Raw genomic sequence first — 16848 nt, 5'->3', positions numbered from 1 at the left:
GAGGAGCCGATGGACGATCAAGCCCTGAACCGTATCGCCGACGCGTTGGAACGCATGGCGCCCGCGCCGCTGGACGCACCCGATTTCAACACGGCCCCTGCATTTGTCTGGCATGTGGATCCGGACCGGCTGGTGCCCGTCTCTGAGGTTAACCGCGTCGATCTGGATCTGTTGGTCGGCATCAACCGATCCCGCGATACGCTGCTAGACAACACCCGCCGGTTCGCGGCTGGGTACAAGGCCAACAACGCGCTGCTCTGGGGCGCGCGAGGTATGGGAAAATCCAGCCTTGTCAAGGCAGTGCACGGCACTTTGCAAGCAGATCACCCGGATTTGAAACTTGTCGAACTACAACGGGAAGACATGTCCTCAGTCGCGCGTCTGCTGAACCACCTTAGATCAGCTCGTCATCGGTTCATTCTGTTTTGCGATGACCTCTCGTTCAGCCACGATGACCAGCATTACAAATCGCTTAAGGCTGTACTGGATGGCGGCATCGAAGGTCGCCCGGAGAATGTCGTGTTTTACGCCACCTCCAACCGCCGCCACTTGATGCCGCGCGACATGATTGAAAACGAACGCTCCAGCGCTATTAATCCGTCTGAGGCTGTTGAAGAAAAGGTATCCTTGTCGGACCGCTTCGGCCTGTGGTTAGGCTTTCACCCCTGCGATCAGGACGAATATCTCGCCATGATCGACCGCTACTGTGCCGCCCATGGCGTCACGATCGACCAGGAAATCCTGCGCGCCGAGGCCATCGAATGGCAAGCCACGCGAGGGGCTCGATCAGGTCGCGTGGCCTGGCAGTTCTTTGTCGATCTCGCCGGGCGCAACGGTGTCCACATCGCGTAAACCGCCTGCTTCAACTGGCCACAAATATCCCCGCCGGAGGCATGGCCCGTCAGGGCCAATCAAAACCCGGCCACAATCCGCGCCGCCTCATCCGCGGGACTGGTCAGCGCCTCGCGGTCTTCACCGGGATGGAATCGTGCACGCACCGCTGTAGGCATCGGCGCGGGTTCAAGGATCGTAACCCGTGGACCTGTGCGAGCTGTCTCGGCTGCCCAACTACGGGCCAAAGCCATTTGCGCGGCTTTGGTGGCACCGTAGATGCCATAGAACTTTTCACCTGCCTTGGGATCATCAAAGAACACCGCGTGACCTGCATCGCCTAAAAGGGGCGACACATAGGGAATCAGAACCGAGGTGGCTGTCGCGTTAGTGCTGACCGCTTTGGTCCATTCCTTGGGGTCAACAAAGTTTGCTGGTGTCAGGGCCGAGGTATGGACAGCTGTATGCAGCCAAAGGTCAACCTTACCCCAGCGGTCGTGAATGCCACGGCAAAGTGTCGCCATTGCATTGGGATCGGTGATGTCCATCGGGGCCAAAGTGGCCGAGCCACCCTTGGCCTGAATGCGATCGTCCAGCTCTTCCAGTCCGCCTTGGGTGCGGGCGACGGCAACGATGTGATACTCGGGGGAAAGGGCTTCGGCCAGTGCCGCGCCCAGCCCGCGTGAGGCCCCAGTAATCAGGGCGATTTTGGTCTGATCGGTCATAGGTGGGGTTTGAACCCGTGCGCACAAGGCGTCAAGTCTGGATCAACTGCCAGGTATGTCGATCCTGCGGTTCTGGCCGCTTTGTCGCAGCACGACACCTTCCTCATCAATGGCGATCACCTTGCCCGAGGCGACACGGCTGCCTGGCTTTACTTTCTTTACCCGCCCCGAGGACAGACGAACCAGAGCGCGCAACTCGGACTTAGGGCCAAAAATGCCCAGCACAGAGACCGAGTTTTTCTTTAGCGCACCCGCTTGCGTTGCGGCGCTTTTGACCGTTGAATTTGCCATGATCTGTGGCCGGATCGTGTGCCCGGGCCCTGCCTTGTGAGTGGTTTTCGGCGATCAGGTATCATGCGGCCGTTCGATCCAAAAGGGTTGCAATCCCATTTTCAATAGGTCGCTAATCGAGGTCGCCCAACCCTTTGCAAACGCATCTCGTTCAACAGAGAGTTGTCGGCGGATTCTGACCTATGACTGCCGCCCCACCTCAGGGAAATGACCTGTCGCTATCATTTGATTCGCCTGATCAGCCCGACGCCAGTTTGGCTGCGTTCCACGAACCGCCAACGACCTGCATATCCTCGCGTTTCTTGCTGACTCGGCTGCTGTTTTCAAGACTGTCCAGATAGTCCTCATCTACACCGGTGATGTAGTTTCCATCAAAGCACGAACAGTCAAAGGATTCGATCTCGGGATTGCCTTCCTTGGCGGCCCAGATCAGATCGTCTAGATTCTGGTAGAACAGCGCATCCGCACCCAACTCTTCACGGATTTCTTCGATCTCTTTACCATTGGCAACCAGTTCGGCCTTGGTGGGCATGTCGATTCCGTAGACATTGGGGTATTTCACTGGTGGAGAAGCGCTGGCGATGTACACCTTCTTTGCACCAGCCTCGCGGCACATCTGGACGATCTTCTTGATCGTATTGCCGCGCACGATCGAGTCATCGATCAGCAGCACATTATGTCCGTCGAATTCCAACGGCACGGCGTTCAGCTTACGGCGCACGGATTTTTGGCGCTCGGCCTGACCTGGCATGATGAAGGTTCGGCCTACATAGCGGTTCTTGACCAGCCCCTCACGATAGGGAATGCCGGTAATCTTGGCGGCTTCAAGTGCGACGGGGCGGGCGCTATCTGGCACAGGGATGATCCGGTCGATATCTAGCCCCGAATCCTGAATCTGCTTGGCGAGTGTTTGACCCATGCGCATCTGAGTTTTGTATACCGACACGCCATCAAGCAGCGAATCCGGGCGTGCCAGATAGACATACTCGAAAATGCAGGGCGTCAGTTTGCCTTCGACGGCCTGGAACTCATGCATATTCCCGTCGAGATCGATCAGGATCGCCTCACCGGGTCGCAGATCGCGCAATTTGTCGAAACCATTGATGCCAAACGCTACGTCTTCCGAGGCAAAGGCGAAATCATCACCGTCACCGGGCGCTTCTCGTTTGGCGACCGACAGGGGCCGGATACCATACGGATCGCGGAAGGCGAGCATACCAACACCGGCGACCAGACAGATCACAGAATAAGCACCCTGCACCCGCTCCATGGTCATCTTCACACCTGCAAACAAGTTGCGGATCGGATCGGCGTTGCCATTGACCTTGATGGCGTCCGCTACCTTGTCGGCCAACACGTTTAGCAACACTTCGGAATCCGAAGTGGTGCGCAGGTGACGGCTGTATTTCGCGGTCACTTTTTCGCGCTGTTCTTCGGTGTTGGTGATATTGCCGTTATGGACAAGGTAAATTCCGTAGGGCGCGTTCACAAAGAAAGGCTGGGCCTCGGTGGCGCTCAGCGATCCTGCGGTGGGATAGCGGACGTGACCCATGCCGATCTTGCCCAGTAGGGTTTCAGCATCGCTGGCGTTGAAGACGTCCTTGACCAGACCATTGGCTTTTTTCTCGCGGAAGAATTCGCCGTTGTAGGTGACGATCCCCGAGGCGTCCTGACCCCGGTGCTGCAGCATCAGCAACCCGTCATAGATTTCCGCAAAGACATCATGTGTCCGGCTTGCGATCCCCAAAATCCCACACATACACGGGCTCCAATTTCTATGACTTGATCTGGCTGGTGTTCAGGTCGGATCGACTGCTACTGCGTATCTGATTGGGTTGTTGCAGCCGGAATGTATGGCATGCATGCACAAGCGCCAAAGCGGCCAATGCAGAATAGAACAAATACAGCAAGATCGGCAGCTCCGATTCCATGTCGGTTCGGCTCCGACATACTGCCTATTGCCGCGCGTGTCACCAAAGGATCACATTCGCGATTTGCCGCAGGCCTGAAATGCGCCGCTCGCGGGTTTAAGATGACAAATGAGCCGACCTGTGCTGTGCTTTAGGTCAGGTGTCTGCTCCAGATGCCCGATAGTTTGGGATGGAAAATAGCCATGTGGCAGCACAAGCAAAACAATCCCAAGGAAAAGCCCGTCAAGCGTCGGTGTCACCGATGCCGAGGATCAGGCCGTGCACCCTGTGAGATTTGCAAAGGATCTGGAATGGTCGTCAAAAGCCGCGACCAGTATGGCAAACCAATCTCAAGCCGCTGCGACGGGTGCTTTGGATTGAAAGCCATTCGCTGCAATATCTGCGGCGGTGAAGGGTTCGTTTGATTTTGGATGAATCTGACACAGAATATGCGAGCGCCGAATTTTAATGCTGAGAATGTTGTAAGGCGCGCTGTTTTTCCGTTTCCGACAGGTTTTTCTTACAAATGAGTCCAGCCCAAACGCTGGAATGATCTTTGGGAGATCTGGTGATCCAAGTTCAGCAATTGATATCCGCATTGTTGCGCTTACCGGCTGTTCACTTGCTTTAGTTCGATGACCACTCGCCAACGCGAAACAGTTGCTTGCTGCTGGCTTCGACATTCAAAATGACTTGTTTGGCAAAAATCGAACGCAAAATTCAAAAACCGGCTATTGTCGGGGCCGGCACTATGATCAGCGCTGAGTACCTAGAAAAAGAATTTTGTTGAAGTCCTCTCGCTCTATCACTTTTAGCGATCGACTTCTTCCTAATCACTCCTTTGCACCCTGCTTTAGGAGGAACTGGTTCTTGAAATTCTTCAGCCCCGGCATGACGTCGGCATTCGCAATATCGTTGCTTCCGTGGATTTCATGTTCCAGAAAATCTTCTAGTGCGTCGCTATCGTCGCTCACCAACTCGATAATCAGATCATAACGACCTGCGACCCACAGGATGAAAACAACACGTGGGTTTCTTTCAAGTCGTTCGGCCACCTGTCTTGGGGTCACGCCGGTCGCCACGTTCAAGCCAATCATCGCGTCAGTCGTGTATTCCGTTGCCACCGGATCCGACATCGCAACAATCCGCAGCATGTTGTTGTCTCGCAGTCCGCTCACCCTGTTGCGAATAGTTCCCTCCGACACATCCAGTTGCTGCGCAATTTCAGAAAATGCCATCCGACCATCCTGCTGTAAGAGCCGGATGATCTGCTGGTTTAAATCATCCTTGGGGGATCGAATGCTCTGGGCGGCACGCGCGTTCGGTTGCTTTTTGACTGACATAGGCCTGATGCTCGATTGCTGTATTCGCAGTCAAGGTTAAGAGAGCGCATCGAAATCCGCAATTAACTCTTAGGAATCCTCTGGAAGGAAGTGCGGAAAACGACATGCTTTGATCTTCTCGCCACAGTTTCCGAAGGCCAGATCGCCGAAATTTCTATAATTTAATGCTGAATTTGTGGATCTAACAGCCAAAGCAACCAAAATATTCGAAATTCGTATCGCAATGCCGTTTTTTGACCAGATCACTTCTGATTCTTACTCGATACTCCAATTCATAAGCGAATATCGAAGTTTAATAGCCAAAATAATGCGATATTCGTAGATTGAAAATCTAAGCCCGTCGCGGCGGTACAGAGCCTGCAAACAGGCCATCCGCGAGAAACGGTGAATCCATGCGCATGCCGTTGGACCGGCGGACGCTGGTGTCAGTGTCGAAGGGAGGATAAATGACAATTGCCGAGCGAAAAGCACAGGCTTCTTGCGGGCCTCAGCATGGTCTGACCGCCGACGCATATCGCAGCGAGGAGTTCTGGCAACGGGAATGCCAGACGGTTCTGGCCAAGAACTGGGTGTTTGTTGGATTTGCCCACCAGATGAGTAACCCAGGCGATGCACAACCTATCACCTGTGCTGGTTTGCCACTGCTGGCGGTACGAGGTCGTGATGGCGACATTCAGGTGTTTCACAATGTTTGCCTGCACCGCTGCATGACACTGGTCGACAGGCCCAAGAATGTCGGCAAACTGATCCGCTGCCCCTATCATGCCTGGGCCTATGATCTGGATGGCCGCCTGCGGGCCGCTCCACATTTTGCAGGCACCGGCAAGCAAGAGTTCGACGGATTTGACATCAAAGAGCATCGGCTGAAACCCGTACGCACTTATGTCTGGCATGACTGGATTTTCGTCAATCTGGATGGGAGCGCGTCAGAATTCGAAGACTATGCCGCGCCATTGATCAACCAGTTGTCGGGGATGGATTACAGCAAATTAGAACCCATTGGCCTGCTCGATTTTGGTGAGATCGACACCAACTGGAAGCTGATAATGGAGAACTTTATCGAGCCTTACCACGTCCAGTTTGTACATTCCTCGACGACAGATCAGCCGTTGGAGGATCACTATACTATCATTGATGGCACCTGCATCGGTAGCGCAGTGGACCTTGAGGAAGAATTAGGCACATCCGGCAGCTTGGGTGTGAGCTCGCGCTATCTGACGCTGTATCCCAACTTTATTCTGGGTCGCTATTTCCCGGATCAGCTGGGCGTCTATCTTAACGTGCCCGTCGGCCCCGGAAAGATGCGCCAGTACCGAGCGCTTTACACCACTGAAGGCCAAAAGTTGAGCGCTGAGGAAATAGAGGCCCTCAGAGACCTCTGGTGGGACGTCCACAAGGAAGATCACGAGATGGTTGAACGCATGTTTGAGGGCCGCAAATCCCCGGTCGCCGAAGATGGGGGCCTGTTATCGCCTGCCTGGGAAGATAGCGTGCGTGCCTTTCAGGATTTGATCGAGCGTGACGTGGCCGGCGCATAAGTAAGAAGGAACAAGATCAATGAGCAACTCCATATCCAAAGGGTTTCGTCTGGCCCATACGATGATGCGGGTCACAGACATGGAGAAGTCGCTGGATTTCTATTGCAGAATCTTGGGCATGGAGGTGCTGCGGCGCACGGATTATCCCGAAGGGAAATTCACCAACACGTTTATCGGTTATGGGCCCGAGGCGGAGTTTCCTACGCTGGAGCTGACCGCCAATTGGGATCAGGACACGCCTTATGACAAGGGCGACGGTTGGGGTCATATCTGCATTGAAACTCCAGACGTTTACGCCGCCTGCGAGCAACTGGCAGCAGCCGGTGTGAACATCACTCGCCCGCCGGGGCCAATGAAAAATGGTACAAGGGTCATCGCCTTCTGCGAGGATCCTGACGGTTACAAGGTCGAATTGAACGAATCCATACTGAAACACTTGGCGCAGGAAGGCTGACCCAATGGGTGATACACCTCAACTTTTTAAATTCGACCTGGTTCAGAAACGCTACGACACGATGGGCGACAGCGATACGTACATTAAACCGATGGTGACCAGCGAGTTCAGCAAGTCGATGTGCGGTGGCATAAACGTTCTGAACAACATCAAGGTGCCGTGGGATCTGACCTGCGACGAGATCATTTATTGCCTTGAAGGGACTTTCCGACTGGTTTGCGACGGCAAAAGCTATGTCTGCAATCGTGGTGACGTGCTGTTTGTACCCAAGGACAATCACATTTCCTACGAGGCGGACGGCAAATGCGTGATCTTCTATGCTGCCTACCCACACAACTGGAAACAACTGGCGGGGATCACACAAGTTCCCGGCATCGACCCTGACGATTTTGTTCCCGGCTGAACATTTTTCCGCCGTGTGACCGAGCAAACGAAACCTGAACCAACACCGAGGTGTCACCTCGGTGAAGCAAATCCGATTGCTATTCGATGGGAGGACGCCGAATGCCCAAGGACAATGCCAACGCCCGTATTTACTACGAGACATTTCACAACGCTGTGGAGCGGAATCGCCCGCGTATCCCAGAAGTTCAACAACGTTTGGAAGAGGCTGGCGTCAAATATGTGATGGCTGCCTGGATCGACCTGCACGGCATTCCAAAAACCAAGCCCGTCCCGATGAGCGATTTTGAACCGCTTTGCCTTGGAAAAGGACCGCAATTTGCGGTGCATTCGATTTCTTACGTGCCCGAACTCAGCCCCGCTGACAGCGATCAGGTGGTGGTGCCGGATCTTGACGCCGTCTACGTCTGTCCGTGGGACACATCGATGGCAATCATCTTCTCCGATCTGTATTGGGAAGACGCACCTTACAATGTCTGCCCGCGTCAGGCCCTGAAACGCGCCATGCACGAGGCTGCGCTGGAAGGATACACAGGCTATGCCGGTGTCGAACCCGAGTTCATCGTGATGAAATATGACGATGCCGGCCAACCAGTGAAGGCCTTTGACGACGACCCTGCTATCGGGGTCCGTCCACGCCGTCAGGCATTTGGCTATGACGTTGAATACTCGATCGACTCGATGGCATTTTTGAAAGACATGATCGACATCATCGAAGGTCTGGGTTGGAACCTGCATGACGTAGTCGCCGAGGGTGCGTATTCACAATTCGAACTGGATTTTCACTATACCAACATGCTGGAGATGTCCGACCGTCTGGCGTTTCTGCGGATCACCTTGAAAGAGGTGGCAAAAAAGCACGGGATGTTCGTAACCTTTATGCCAAAACCGACAGTTGGCGACTGGCGATCGGGTGCGCATATCAACATGTCGATGCAACATGAGAGCCGCCCCGGTGAAAACATCTTTGAAACCCCCGACGGGGAATGGAGCGACGAAAGCCGCTGGGCCGTTGGCGGGTTGATGCAGCACGCCGAAGCGATCACCGCGATCACCTGTCCGACCGTGAATTCCTATAATGGTCTCGTGCCTCGCGTAGGTGGATTTGAGGGTGGCACTGTCACTTGGGCTCCGACCAATATCACCTATGGTTTCAACAATCGCTCTGCCCAGTTCCGCCTGCCGCAAAGCCGCCATTGCATCGAAAACCGCGCCTGCGATATGACCATGAATGTCTATCTGGCAATGGCGATGCATCTGAGTTGCAGTGTTAAGGGGATCAAACACAAGATCGACCCAGGCAAACCAACGGATTTTGATCTCTACTCAAAAACCGAAGCTGAACTTGCTGAACTGGGGATCCGTCGATTGCCTCGCACTCTGTTCAATGCGATCGAGGCTTTACGGGGCGACACCATGGCAGAACATGTGATGGGCCCCGTGATGCGTCAGTCCTACCTAGAATACAAGAATGATGAGTGGGAGCGATACCACCAATCGGTCACCGATTGGGAAGTGCAGGAATACCTTCGGCTCTACTAAAAGCGGGAAGTGCCAGACAATGGCGGATTATCAGATCTACGAGTTGGGTGACCTTCCGCTCTTGTCGGGTGAGATGCTCAAGGATGCCAAGCTCGCCTATCAGACCTACGGCACATTGTCTGCGGCAGGTGACAATGTCATCGTTCTGCCGACATTTTACACCGGCACAAATACCCGCAACGAAGGCTTCTTTGGTCCGGGTCGCGCGATTGATCCGGTGCGGCATTTCATCGTTAGCCCCAACCTGTTTGGCAATGGACGTTCGTCATCACCATCGAATACGCCTGCACCGCAGGACGGGCCGCGGTTTCCACTGGTACAGATGTGGGACAACATTGCTGCCCAGCACCGGTTGGTCCACGAACATCTGGGGATCGAAAAAATCGCCCTTGTTGCGGGTTGGTCTATGGCGGGCTGTCAGTCCTACCAGTGGGCAGCGCAATACCCGGACATGGTTCAGGCGATTCTGCCATTCTGTGCCTCAGCCAAAACTTCTCCACACAATTTCGTCTTTCTCGAAGGGGTTAAGGCTGCCCTTTGCGCGGATCAAAATTGGAACGGTGGCAATTATGACAGCCCACCCGAAGCAGGGCTGAAGGCCTTTGGTCGAGTTTACGCAGGCTGGGCTTTCTCTCAGACCTTTTATCGCGAGGGACTTTATCGGCAGATGGGTTTCGAAACTATCGAGGAGTTGTTGCAGGATTGGGAGCGTGATCATGAGCAGGGCTGGGATGCCAACGATTTGTTGGCAAAGCTTGCAACTTGGCAGGCAGGCGATATCTCTGCCGGACCGCTTTACAATGGGGATTACAAACTGGCACTGGGTGCCATCAAAGCTCGTGCCATCCTGATGCCTTGCACGCAGGATTTATATTTTCCACCAGAAGACAATGAAATTGAAGCCAGCTTCATGCCCAACGCCATCTTTCGCCCGCATCATTCGCCCTGGGGCCATTGCGCTGCAAACCCAAGAAGTGACAAGGACTTCACGACGCAGCTAGATGCCAATATTCGTGAACTTCTTGAAGGGTAGCACTTGTTGTTGAACCACTGGGAGGTAGAAATTCACAAATCACCCGTTTTTTCCTTCGAATGAAGGGCAAAACAACCGCAGCCAAAACGCAAACTGCCAGCTTTGAACAGTTAGGGTTATTTCTTTGACGTTCAAAAGTCCGCTTTATTACGTGCAGCAGTCGCTAATACCAACCGCTACACTGGTCCAATTGAGCTCACAGCTACACTGCGCACTTGTCGTAGACCAGCTAGCATGGTCTGTGACAAGAGCCGGAACGGGGTGGATTAATCACTTCGTTCCTTATTACAGGCCTAAATGGCGTGATCAGCCGTCGGATGCGTCCGTTGAATTATCTGCAGTGCAGCTTGCGACCAGCTCCTCGTACTGAGCGGTGACCCAGCCCAGCGCGGCTTCGGGGTTTTGTTCTTCGATCTTGCCGCTGAACTGTTCAAAGACTTTTGCCGAGCGGCTTTCGTCGACCATCGTGTAAGACTGGCCGGTCATTACGGTGTCGTAGACAAAAAAGGCAATCGCAACCAGCAGGATGCCGCGTGCGATGCCGAAGAAGAACCCAAGTGCCTGATCCAGACCACCGATCGCCGAACGCTGCACCAGAGAAGAGAACAGCGGTGTAAAGATACTGACCACGATCAAGGCAACAGCAAAAACGGCGGCAAAGCCGGTGATAACCGAAAGCTCACAACTGTCGCGCAGGAATTCTCCGACGACGGGCACTTCTTTGACCAGTGGCACGGCCTGCGGCGCGAAGATGAAGGCCAGGACGGCAGCGGCAACCCAGCCAGCGATGGCGAGAACCTCGCGCATGAAACCACGCGAATAGGCCAACAAGCCCGACAGCACGATGATCAGGGCCACAACCCCGTCAATTATTGTAAAACCTTCCATGGCCCTCGCCTGTTCGTTTTCTGCCTCTCAAGGCGCGACTTTAACCTGCTCCGAACGTTTCGCCAACAAACCCCACCAAATCAGAGGGTCGGGTGAGTGTCAGACCTGCCACAGTGCCAGTTTTGCCACCCGCCGGAGCAATTGCCGCTGTGAAACCAAGTTTTTGCGCTTCTTTCAACCTGTTTTCTGTCTGAGGGGCCGGTCTAAGTGCCCCAGATAGCGAGATTTCTCCGAAAACGACGGTATCGGCGGGTAGGGCAGTATCTTCACGGGCACTTAGCAGCGCTGCGGCCACGGCGAGGTCTGCGGCAGGTTCGCTGACTTTTAGTCCTCCGGCGACGTTTAGATAGACATCGAGCCCAGCAAAGGGGATGCCGCAGCGGGCCTCGAGCACCGCAAGGATCATCGCAAGACGTCCGCTATCCCAGCCCACAACGGTACGGCGGGGCTGCGAATGAGGCGATGGAGCAACCAGCGCTTGCAACTCGACCAGCACGGGGCGGGTACCTTCAATGCCTGCGAACACCGCCGAACCGGGGCTCGGTGTGCCGCGTTCGGAAAGGAAGAGGGCCGAGGGGTTGGTGACCTGCGCCAAGCCCTTGCCGGTCATCTCAAAAACGCCAATCTCATCTGCAGGGCCAAAGCGGTTCTTTACCGCGCGCAGAATACGAAATTGATGGCCGCGTTCGCCTTCGAAATAGAGCACTGTGTCGACCATATGTTCGACCACACGCGGACCTGCGATCTGGCCTTCTTTGGTGACATGGCCGACCATGATGATCGAAACGCCGTGGCGTTTGGCAAAAGTGGTCAGTTCATGCGCGGCGGCACGAACCTGTGAAACTGAGCCTGGTGCGCTGTCTACATTGTCTGCCCACATGGTCTGGATCGAGTCGATGATGGCGAGGCCGGGTTTTTCGGCCTCTAGCGTGGTGAGGATATCCCGCAAATTGGTTTCGGCTGCCAGTTGAACGGGAGATTCTTCCAAACCCAACCGACGTGCACGCATCCTGACCTGCGCGCTGGCCTCTTCACCTGAGACATAGATTGTTTTGATACCGTTGCGCGCGAAGCGCGCGGCAGCCTGCAGCAGGAGGGTTGATTTGCCGATGCCAGGATCGCCCCCCACCAATAGGGCCGAGGCGGGGACGAGGCCGCCACCGAGGACACGATCGAGTTCTTCAACTCCACACAAGGTGCGGGGCGGGGGTGTCTCCTCGGTCGAAAGATCGGAGAGCGTGATCGACTGGCCACGCTTGCCGCCCAGCGATTTCTTGGCCGGTCCAGCTGAGAGGGGCGCTTCCTGAATGATAGTGTTCCATTCGCCGCAGCCATCGCAGCGGCCGGACCATCTTGTATGTGAGGCACCGCAGGCGGAGCAGGTGAAGGATTGTGTCTTTGCCATGTCGCCCTTCGTGCCCGAGGAAGGGCGGTTCTTCAAGCCCTCGCGGGCTTTCCTCACCGCCGATAGCGTGCCGCGTCCTCAGGCCCTGCGGACCATCGTTCGCGACAGGCGCTGATCGCGCCTATTCCGCAGCCCGCGGCGGGGTCATGGCGACCACGCTGGCGGGGGATTTATCGTCGTTAGGCGATTGCAGTTGTGCCGAGAGTTCGGGCAGCAGGTCGAACAACTCGTCCCTTAGCCGCGCCAGTTGGGATTTGGCGATGGATTCTTCGATCTCGATATCTCGGGTCCATTGGCGCAGTTCGTGTTGGATAATCTGGGCCTCTTCTATGCGATGCTGAAACTGCTCGATCTCTTCCTGCCTTTGCTGCAGGAAGGTTCGGGCGCGCAAGACCTTTGCCTCGGAATAGGTATCGGCAAGCTCCTGGCTGATCTGGCTCATTTGTGCGGCCAGTTCCAAAACCTGCGGTTCAAGCGATTGCAGATCAGGGTGATCGCGCAGAAAAGCCATACGCTCTTTCACCGCATCGAATTCGGATGACAACGCAAATGCACCGCTGCGGTCGGCGGCATGAGCGACCTGATAGGCCCCGGCCACGTCCTGCATGTTCATCGTGAACTTACGATGGGTGTTTTCAAGCGCCATCATGCGTGCGTTTGATGGCAGATAGAAGACCAGCATCAGGATCAGGGCGGTCAATCCGGCCTGAACATATAGACCTGCGTCAATCGTTGCACCGGTGCTGAGACCGGCCTGCAACGAGAGCCAGGGGAGGATGCCAAACGCGGATAAAATGGTGGTCGTCACCGCGAACAATGCTGCGGCGCAGATCAGGAAAAAAGTGAGCCTTAATAAGGTATTCTGAAATTGCAATGTTATTGTGTGGAGGGCGGCCATGATCGTCGTTCTCCTTCTTCAACCGGTACACAAACCGGGCCGAAGCGGAGGGGTAAATAAACTTAGGGTGGTCCGCTACGGACCCGCAAACTACAAAACTGACTGCTCGAAATATAAAGATGTTACTCAGAAATCTGTTTTCAATCAATTAGGTCTGAGATTTTCGTGATCCGGATGTCATCTCTGTAATGTGGCCCAAGGCAAGCGAAGCGAGAATGCAGCCGGTGAACAGGTAGAGACCCCACGCGGTTTCGATGGTCGCGTAGGAGATGCCCTTGGCCAGTGTGATGTAAAGCGCGATGAGGAAGATATCGGCCATCGCCAATTTGCCCAGGATGTTGAGCGCGGGTTGGACCCGTGGGTCCAACATATCCCATTGGACAAGCGCAGTGCCGATGGTTTTGATGTAGGGGGCGAAGAGGGCGAAGACGGTGACGACCAGCGCGAGGAAGATGTCGGATTTCCACAAGGACTGGAGGCCGGTGATGACGCTGATTTCGCTGAGGCCGAAGATCGGCAAGAGGCCTGCGCGCATCAGCGGTGCGAACCACGCGATGGGGTAGAGGATCAGGAGGGAGAGGGTGGCGAGGCGGAGGGTCATATCCGATACGCTAGTTGATCATGTTTCGGACGGAAACCATCCAACCCACAATGAACAGCAAGGTAATGCCGCCAACAAGGCCATATGACATTCTTTTGTCTGCGACAGTGACAAGTAGTTTCCGATGCAGCAGAAGTCCTGAAATGACATACCCAACGGACAAAGGAATACCCGAGAGCGGTTCTTCAATGTTCAGCGTTTTTACCAATAGAATCGACGCGAGCATTCCCGGAAAGGCACCCTGCAAAGCGGAGATTATGACAGGAACGAAAATGACTTCGGTTCGCAGCGAGCGCGGGAGTCCCGACTTCTCGCCTATGAAATGAATGGTAAACCAAGCTAGCACAACCGAAATGAAGTAGAGAAACGGAAGCTGTTCAATGAGCAGTTTCACGAATTCCACTACCGCACCGCCTCAATCGGCCCCTCTGCACTCCCGCTGATGAACTGCTCGACATAAGGATCACCTGAGGCGTCCATCTGGCTGACCGGGCCGGTCCATTGGATCAGGCCTCCGTGCAACATGGCCACGTTGTCGGCAATCGCGCGGACCGAGCTCATGTCGTGGGTGATGGTCATCGCGGTGGCGCCCATCTCGGTCACGATTTCGCGGATCAGGTCGTTGATGACGCCGGACATTATGGGGTCGAGGCCGGTGGTGGGCTCATCGAAAAAGATAATCTCGGGCTCGGCGGCGATGGCGCGGGCGAGGCCGACGCGTTTTTGCATGCCACCGGACAGCTCGGCCGGGAAGCGGTCGGCGACGTTGGCCTTCAGGCCCACACGGCGCAGTTTCTCGATGGCGATCTCGCGCGCCTCATCTGCCGGGCGTTTCAACGAGCCGCGCAGCAGGCGGAAGGCGACGTTCTGCCAGACGGGCAGGGAGTCAAACAGCGCGGCCCCCTGAAACAGCATCCCGAAACGGGCCAGAAACGCGTCGCGGTCGCCTTTGGTGGCGTCTTTGCCGTCGACATAGATCATGCCGCTATCAGGCTTTATCAGGCCAAGGATGCATTTCAGCGCCACGGATTTACCGGTGCCCGAACCACCGATGATAACCATTGAGGTACCCTTGGGAATCTCAAGGTTCATGCCTTGTAAGACGTGGTTGTCGTCAAAGGCTTTATGTACGTTCTCCATCCGGATCATAGCGAGAAGAACACCCCTGTGAGGACAAAATTGGCGGCGAGGATAAGGACGGCGGCGGCCTCGACCGAGCCTTTGGTGGCGCGGCCCACGCCCTGCGCGCCGCGGCCCGAGGACATGCCGTAGTAGCAGCCCATGATGGCGGCGATCACGCCGAAGGCCGCGCCTTTGACCAGCGACGAGACAATGTCGCGTAGTTCAAGGAAATCGACAGTGTTCTTCAGATAGGCCGCCGGGTTGAAGCCCAGATTTTGCGTGGCGACAGTGTAACCGCCTGCAATGCCGATGATATCTCCGACCCCGACTAGCGCTGGAACCGTGATCAGGGCGGCCAGCACGCGCGGGGCGGTGAGGTATTTCATCGGGTGGGTGGAGAGCGTGACCAAAGCATCAATCTGCTCGGTCACTTTCATCGTCGCAATCTCGGCGGCGATCGAAGACGTCACGCGGGCGGCGATCATCAGGCCGACCAGCACCGGTCCAAGCTCTCGCACCATGCCAATGGCGACGATCTGGGGCACCACAGCTTCGGCATTGAAACGTGCGCCACCGGCGTAGATCTGCAGCGCCAGCGCGCCGCCGGTGAAGATGGCGGTCAGGCCGACCACGGGTAGGGACAGCCAGCCGATATTCAGCAGGGCGATGCCGAACTCACGTGGATAAAACGGAGGTCGGAAAATATGTGAAACCGCGTCGAGCGCGAACAGCGCGACGCGGCCAAACGCGGCTAGCATGTTCAGTACGGCGCGTCCCAGCTCACCCAGCAATGAGATGGGGTTCATTCCACGTAGCCTCGGGAATAGCGGCTGCCGAGTGAAGTCAGTATCTCATAACCGATGGTTCCGGCGGCTTCGGCCAGATCATCGACGGTTTGGTGCCCGTTCAGGATACGCAGGCGTTCAGGAGTGTATGGCAAGTCGGTAACATCCACGGTGATCAGGTCCATCGAGATACGTCCTACCACCGGGCAGGGCTGATCACCAGCGAATGCGTCAATGCCGCCGCCAATGGCACGATGCAGCCCATCGGCATAACCTGCCGCCACGGTTGCGATCTTGGACGGCCGGCGCGCGGTCCAACTGTTTCCGTAGCCTACGGTTTCGCCGACGGAGACATCGCGCACTTGGATGATGGGCAGATCGACGGTTACAACCGGTTTGGCCCCGGCAAAGGGCAGCCCGCCATACAAGCCGATCCCCGGACGACAGAAATCAAAGTGAAATTCGGGTCCCATCAATGTGCCACCGGTGGCTGCAAGCGAACGCGGTGCATCCACCCCATCAGTCATTTGTTTGAAAGTCCGCAACTGCTGCTGATTCATCGGATGTTCCGGTTCATCCCCGCAAGCCAGATGAGACATAACCACTAGCGGATTCAGCGCAAGGGCCTCATGGCGCAGTTCTGCCCAATCAGCAGGCTCAAGCCCCAGACGGTTCATTCCACTGTCAAGCTGAATGCCGAAGCGGTGGTCGGGCAAGGCCTCTCGATGGCGTTTGAACTGTTCGGGGGAGTTGAGCAGAGGTGTCAGAGCATGATTGCGCAACAGATCAGCGTCGCCCTCCATATGGCCTGAAAAGACCGCGACAAGTGGGCCGGGGCCAACCGCCTCACGTACGACCGCACCTTCTTCGGCGACAGCGACAAAAAACTTGCGCACCCCTTCTTCGGCCAAAGCCCAAGCGACGGGTTCGGCACCCAATCCGTAGGCGTCGGCCTTTACGACAGCCCCGGTTTCGACGTTGGTTTTTGCGTCGAGCGCACGCCAGTTATGTGTCAGTGCGTGCAGATTAATCGTAAGATGTGCGGTACTCATAAAAGCTGTTCATGCCATTGTGCGGCCG

Annotated in this window: 20 protein-coding genes; 6 read left to right on the top strand and 14 right to left on the bottom strand. The window is 55.7% G+C overall.

Annotated features, from left to right (window positions below; genetic code table 11):
- Positions 1-9 precede the first annotated feature (9 nt).
- A complete protein-coding gene (locus ACR0MQ_RS03670) occupies positions 10-852 on the top strand; it encodes an ATP-binding protein (RefSeq protein ID WP_170773949.1) in 843 nt (280 codons plus the stop codon).
- Between the two features lie 59 nt (positions 853-911).
- Here the strand turns inward: ACR0MQ_RS03670 and ACR0MQ_RS03665 are convergent, their stop codons facing one another.
- From ACR0MQ_RS03665 to ACR0MQ_RS03640, 6 genes are all read right to left on the bottom strand, one after another.
- Positions 912-1556 carry an SDR family NAD(P)-dependent oxidoreductase gene (locus tag ACR0MQ_RS03665; RefSeq protein WP_170773951.1) on the bottom strand — a complete coding sequence of 215 codons (645 nt, stop codon included), beginning with the start codon at positions 1554-1556 and terminating at the stop codon, positions 912-914.
- Positions 1557-1598: 42 nt separating this feature from the next.
- Positions 1599-1847 carry a hypothetical protein gene (locus ACR0MQ_RS03660; RefSeq protein WP_029621843.1) on the bottom strand — a complete coding sequence of 83 codons (249 nt, stop codon included), beginning with the start codon at positions 1845-1847 and terminating at the stop codon, positions 1599-1601.
- Positions 1848-2085: 238 nt separating this feature from the next.
- Positions 2086-3606 (bottom strand): amidophosphoribosyltransferase, encoded by a 1521-nt coding sequence (gene purF, locus ACR0MQ_RS03655; RefSeq protein WP_170773953.1) that lies wholly within the window; start codon positions 3604-3606, stop codon positions 2086-2088.
- A gap of 16 nt (positions 3607-3622) precedes the next feature.
- Positions 3623-3778 (bottom strand): hypothetical protein, encoded by a 156-nt coding sequence (locus tag ACR0MQ_RS03650; RefSeq protein ID WP_010440374.1) that lies wholly within the window; start codon positions 3776-3778, stop codon positions 3623-3625.
- A 329-nt stretch (positions 3779-4107) separates the two neighbouring features.
- Entirely contained in the window at positions 4108-4440 is a 333-nt protein-coding gene (locus ACR0MQ_RS03645) for a hypothetical protein (protein ID WP_480606000.1), read from the bottom strand.
- A gap of 150 nt (positions 4441-4590) precedes the next feature.
- Positions 4591-5058: an Lrp/AsnC family transcriptional regulator gene (locus ACR0MQ_RS03640; RefSeq protein WP_480606173.1), complete on the bottom strand. Its 468-nt coding sequence runs from the start codon at positions 5056-5058 to the stop codon at positions 4591-4593.
- Positions 5059-5546: 488 nt separating this feature from the next.
- Here ACR0MQ_RS03640 and ACR0MQ_RS03635 point away from each other — a divergent pair, with 488 nt between their 5' ends.
- From ACR0MQ_RS03635 to ACR0MQ_RS03615, 5 genes are all read left to right on the top strand, one after another.
- Entirely contained in the window at positions 5547-6638 is a 1092-nt protein-coding gene (locus ACR0MQ_RS03635; RefSeq protein WP_480605997.1) for an aromatic ring-hydroxylating oxygenase subunit alpha, read from the top strand.
- Positions 6639-6657: 19 nt separating this feature from the next.
- Positions 6658-7092: a lactoylglutathione lyase gene (gene gloA / locus ACR0MQ_RS03630; protein ID WP_480605994.1), complete on the top strand. Its 435-nt coding sequence runs from the start codon at positions 6658-6660 to the stop codon at positions 7090-7092.
- A 4-nt stretch (positions 7093-7096) separates the two neighbouring features.
- The gene (locus ACR0MQ_RS03625) at positions 7097-7495 is read left to right on the top strand and encodes a cupin domain-containing protein (RefSeq protein ID WP_010440369.1); all 399 of its coding nucleotides are present in this window, start codon (positions 7097-7099) and stop codon (positions 7493-7495) included.
- A 101-nt stretch (positions 7496-7596) separates the two neighbouring features.
- Entirely contained in the window at positions 7597-9036 is a 1440-nt protein-coding gene (locus tag ACR0MQ_RS03620; protein ID WP_480605990.1) for a glutamine synthetase family protein, read from the top strand.
- Positions 9037-9055: 19 nt separating this feature from the next.
- Positions 9056-10069, top strand: a complete 1014-nt coding sequence (locus tag ACR0MQ_RS03615; RefSeq protein ID WP_480605987.1) for an alpha/beta fold hydrolase — start codon at positions 9056-9058, stop codon at positions 10067-10069.
- Positions 10070-10375: 306 nt separating this feature from the next.
- Here the strand turns inward: ACR0MQ_RS03615 and ACR0MQ_RS03610 are convergent, their stop codons facing one another.
- The 8 genes from ACR0MQ_RS03610 to alr form a co-directional block, all read right to left on the bottom strand.
- A complete protein-coding gene (locus tag ACR0MQ_RS03610) occupies positions 10376-10957 on the bottom strand; it encodes a CvpA family protein (RefSeq protein WP_010440366.1) in 582 nt (193 codons plus the stop codon).
- A gap of 40 nt (positions 10958-10997) precedes the next feature.
- Positions 10998-12362, bottom strand: coding sequence for a DNA repair protein RadA (gene radA / locus ACR0MQ_RS03605; protein WP_170470696.1), 1365 nt, complete (start codon positions 12360-12362; stop codon positions 10998-11000).
- A 121-nt stretch (positions 12363-12483) separates the two neighbouring features.
- On the bottom strand, positions 12484-13260 hold the full coding sequence (locus ACR0MQ_RS03600) for a DNA repair protein (protein ID WP_480605984.1): 777 nt from the start codon (positions 13258-13260) through the stop codon (positions 12484-12486).
- A gap of 148 nt (positions 13261-13408) precedes the next feature.
- On the bottom strand, positions 13409-13861 hold the full coding sequence (locus tag ACR0MQ_RS03595) for a paraquat-inducible protein A (protein WP_170773967.1): 453 nt from the start codon (positions 13859-13861) through the stop codon (positions 13409-13411).
- Positions 13862-13871: 10 nt separating this feature from the next.
- Positions 13872-14264, bottom strand: a complete 393-nt coding sequence (locus ACR0MQ_RS03590) for a hypothetical protein (protein ID WP_480605981.1) — start codon at positions 14262-14264, stop codon at positions 13872-13874.
- Entirely contained in the window at positions 14264-15010 is a 747-nt protein-coding gene (locus tag ACR0MQ_RS03585; protein WP_480605977.1) for an ABC transporter ATP-binding protein, read from the bottom strand. The genes ACR0MQ_RS03590 and ACR0MQ_RS03585 overlap by 1 nt, the downstream gene beginning before the upstream one ends.
- A complete protein-coding gene (locus ACR0MQ_RS03580; protein WP_480605974.1) occupies positions 15007-15789 on the bottom strand; it encodes an MlaE family ABC transporter permease in 783 nt (260 codons plus the stop codon). The genes ACR0MQ_RS03585 and ACR0MQ_RS03580 overlap by 4 nt, the downstream gene beginning before the upstream one ends.
- A complete protein-coding gene (alr, locus tag ACR0MQ_RS03575; RefSeq protein ID WP_170540097.1) occupies positions 15786-16820 on the bottom strand; it encodes an alanine racemase in 1035 nt (344 codons plus the stop codon). The genes ACR0MQ_RS03580 and alr overlap by 4 nt, the downstream gene beginning before the upstream one ends.
- Between the last annotated feature and the right edge of the window lie 28 nt (positions 16821-16848).

The organism is Ruegeria sp. AN6 (genome assembly GCF_056540425.1).
The sequence above is the reverse complement of the archived record's forward strand: the minus strand, read 5'-3'. Positions and strand labels throughout refer to the sequence as shown.

Coding starts and splice junctions, on each gene's coding strand:
- ACR0MQ_RS03670 (WP_170773949.1), top strand. CDS start 10: ATGGACGATCAAGCCCTGAACCGTATCGCCGACGCGTTGGAACGCATG.
- ACR0MQ_RS03665 (WP_170773951.1), bottom strand. CDS start 1,556: ATGACCGATCAGACCAAAATCGCCCTGATTACTGGGGCCTCACGCGGG.
- ACR0MQ_RS03660 (WP_029621843.1), bottom strand. CDS start 1,847: ATGGCAAATTCAACGGTCAAAAGCGCCGCAACGCAAGCGGGTGCGCTA.
- purF (WP_170773953.1), bottom strand. CDS start 3,606: ATGTGTGGGATTTTGGGGATCGCAAGCCGGACACATGATGTCTTTGCG.
- ACR0MQ_RS03650 (WP_010440374.1), bottom strand. CDS start 3,778: ATGGAATCGGAGCTGCCGATCTTGCTGTATTTGTTCTATTCTGCATTG.
- ACR0MQ_RS03645 (WP_480606000.1), bottom strand. CDS start 4,440: ATGTCGAAGCCAGCAGCAAGCAACTGTTTCGCGTTGGCGAGTGGTCAT.
- ACR0MQ_RS03635 (WP_480605997.1), top strand. CDS start 5,547: ATGACAATTGCCGAGCGAAAAGCACAGGCTTCTTGCGGGCCTCAGCAT.
- gloA (WP_480605994.1), top strand. CDS start 6,658: ATGAGCAACTCCATATCCAAAGGGTTTCGTCTGGCCCATACGATGATG.
- ACR0MQ_RS03625 (WP_010440369.1), top strand. CDS start 7,097: ATGGGTGATACACCTCAACTTTTTAAATTCGACCTGGTTCAGAAACGC.
- ACR0MQ_RS03620 (WP_480605990.1), top strand. CDS start 7,597: ATGCCCAAGGACAATGCCAACGCCCGTATTTACTACGAGACATTTCAC.
- ACR0MQ_RS03615 (WP_480605987.1), top strand. CDS start 9,056: ATGGCGGATTATCAGATCTACGAGTTGGGTGACCTTCCGCTCTTGTCG.
- ACR0MQ_RS03610 (WP_010440366.1), bottom strand. CDS start 10,957: ATGGAAGGTTTTACAATAATTGACGGGGTTGTGGCCCTGATCATCGTG.
- radA (WP_170470696.1), bottom strand. CDS start 12,362: ATGGCAAAGACACAATCCTTCACCTGCTCCGCCTGCGGTGCCTCACAT.
- ACR0MQ_RS03600 (WP_480605984.1), bottom strand. CDS start 13,260: ATGGCCGCCCTCCACACAATAACATTGCAATTTCAGAATACCTTATTA.
- ACR0MQ_RS03595 (WP_170773967.1), bottom strand. CDS start 13,861: ATGACCCTCCGCCTCGCCACCCTCTCCCTCCTGATCCTCTACCCCATC.
- ACR0MQ_RS03585 (WP_480605977.1), bottom strand. CDS start 15,010: ATGATCCGGATGGAGAACGTACATAAAGCCTTTGACGACAACCACGTC.
- ACR0MQ_RS03580 (WP_480605974.1), bottom strand. CDS start 15,789: ATGAACCCCATCTCATTGCTGGGTGAGCTGGGACGCGCCGTACTGAAC.
- alr (WP_170540097.1), bottom strand. CDS start 16,820: ATGAGTACCGCACATCTTACGATTAATCTGCACGCACTGACACATAAC.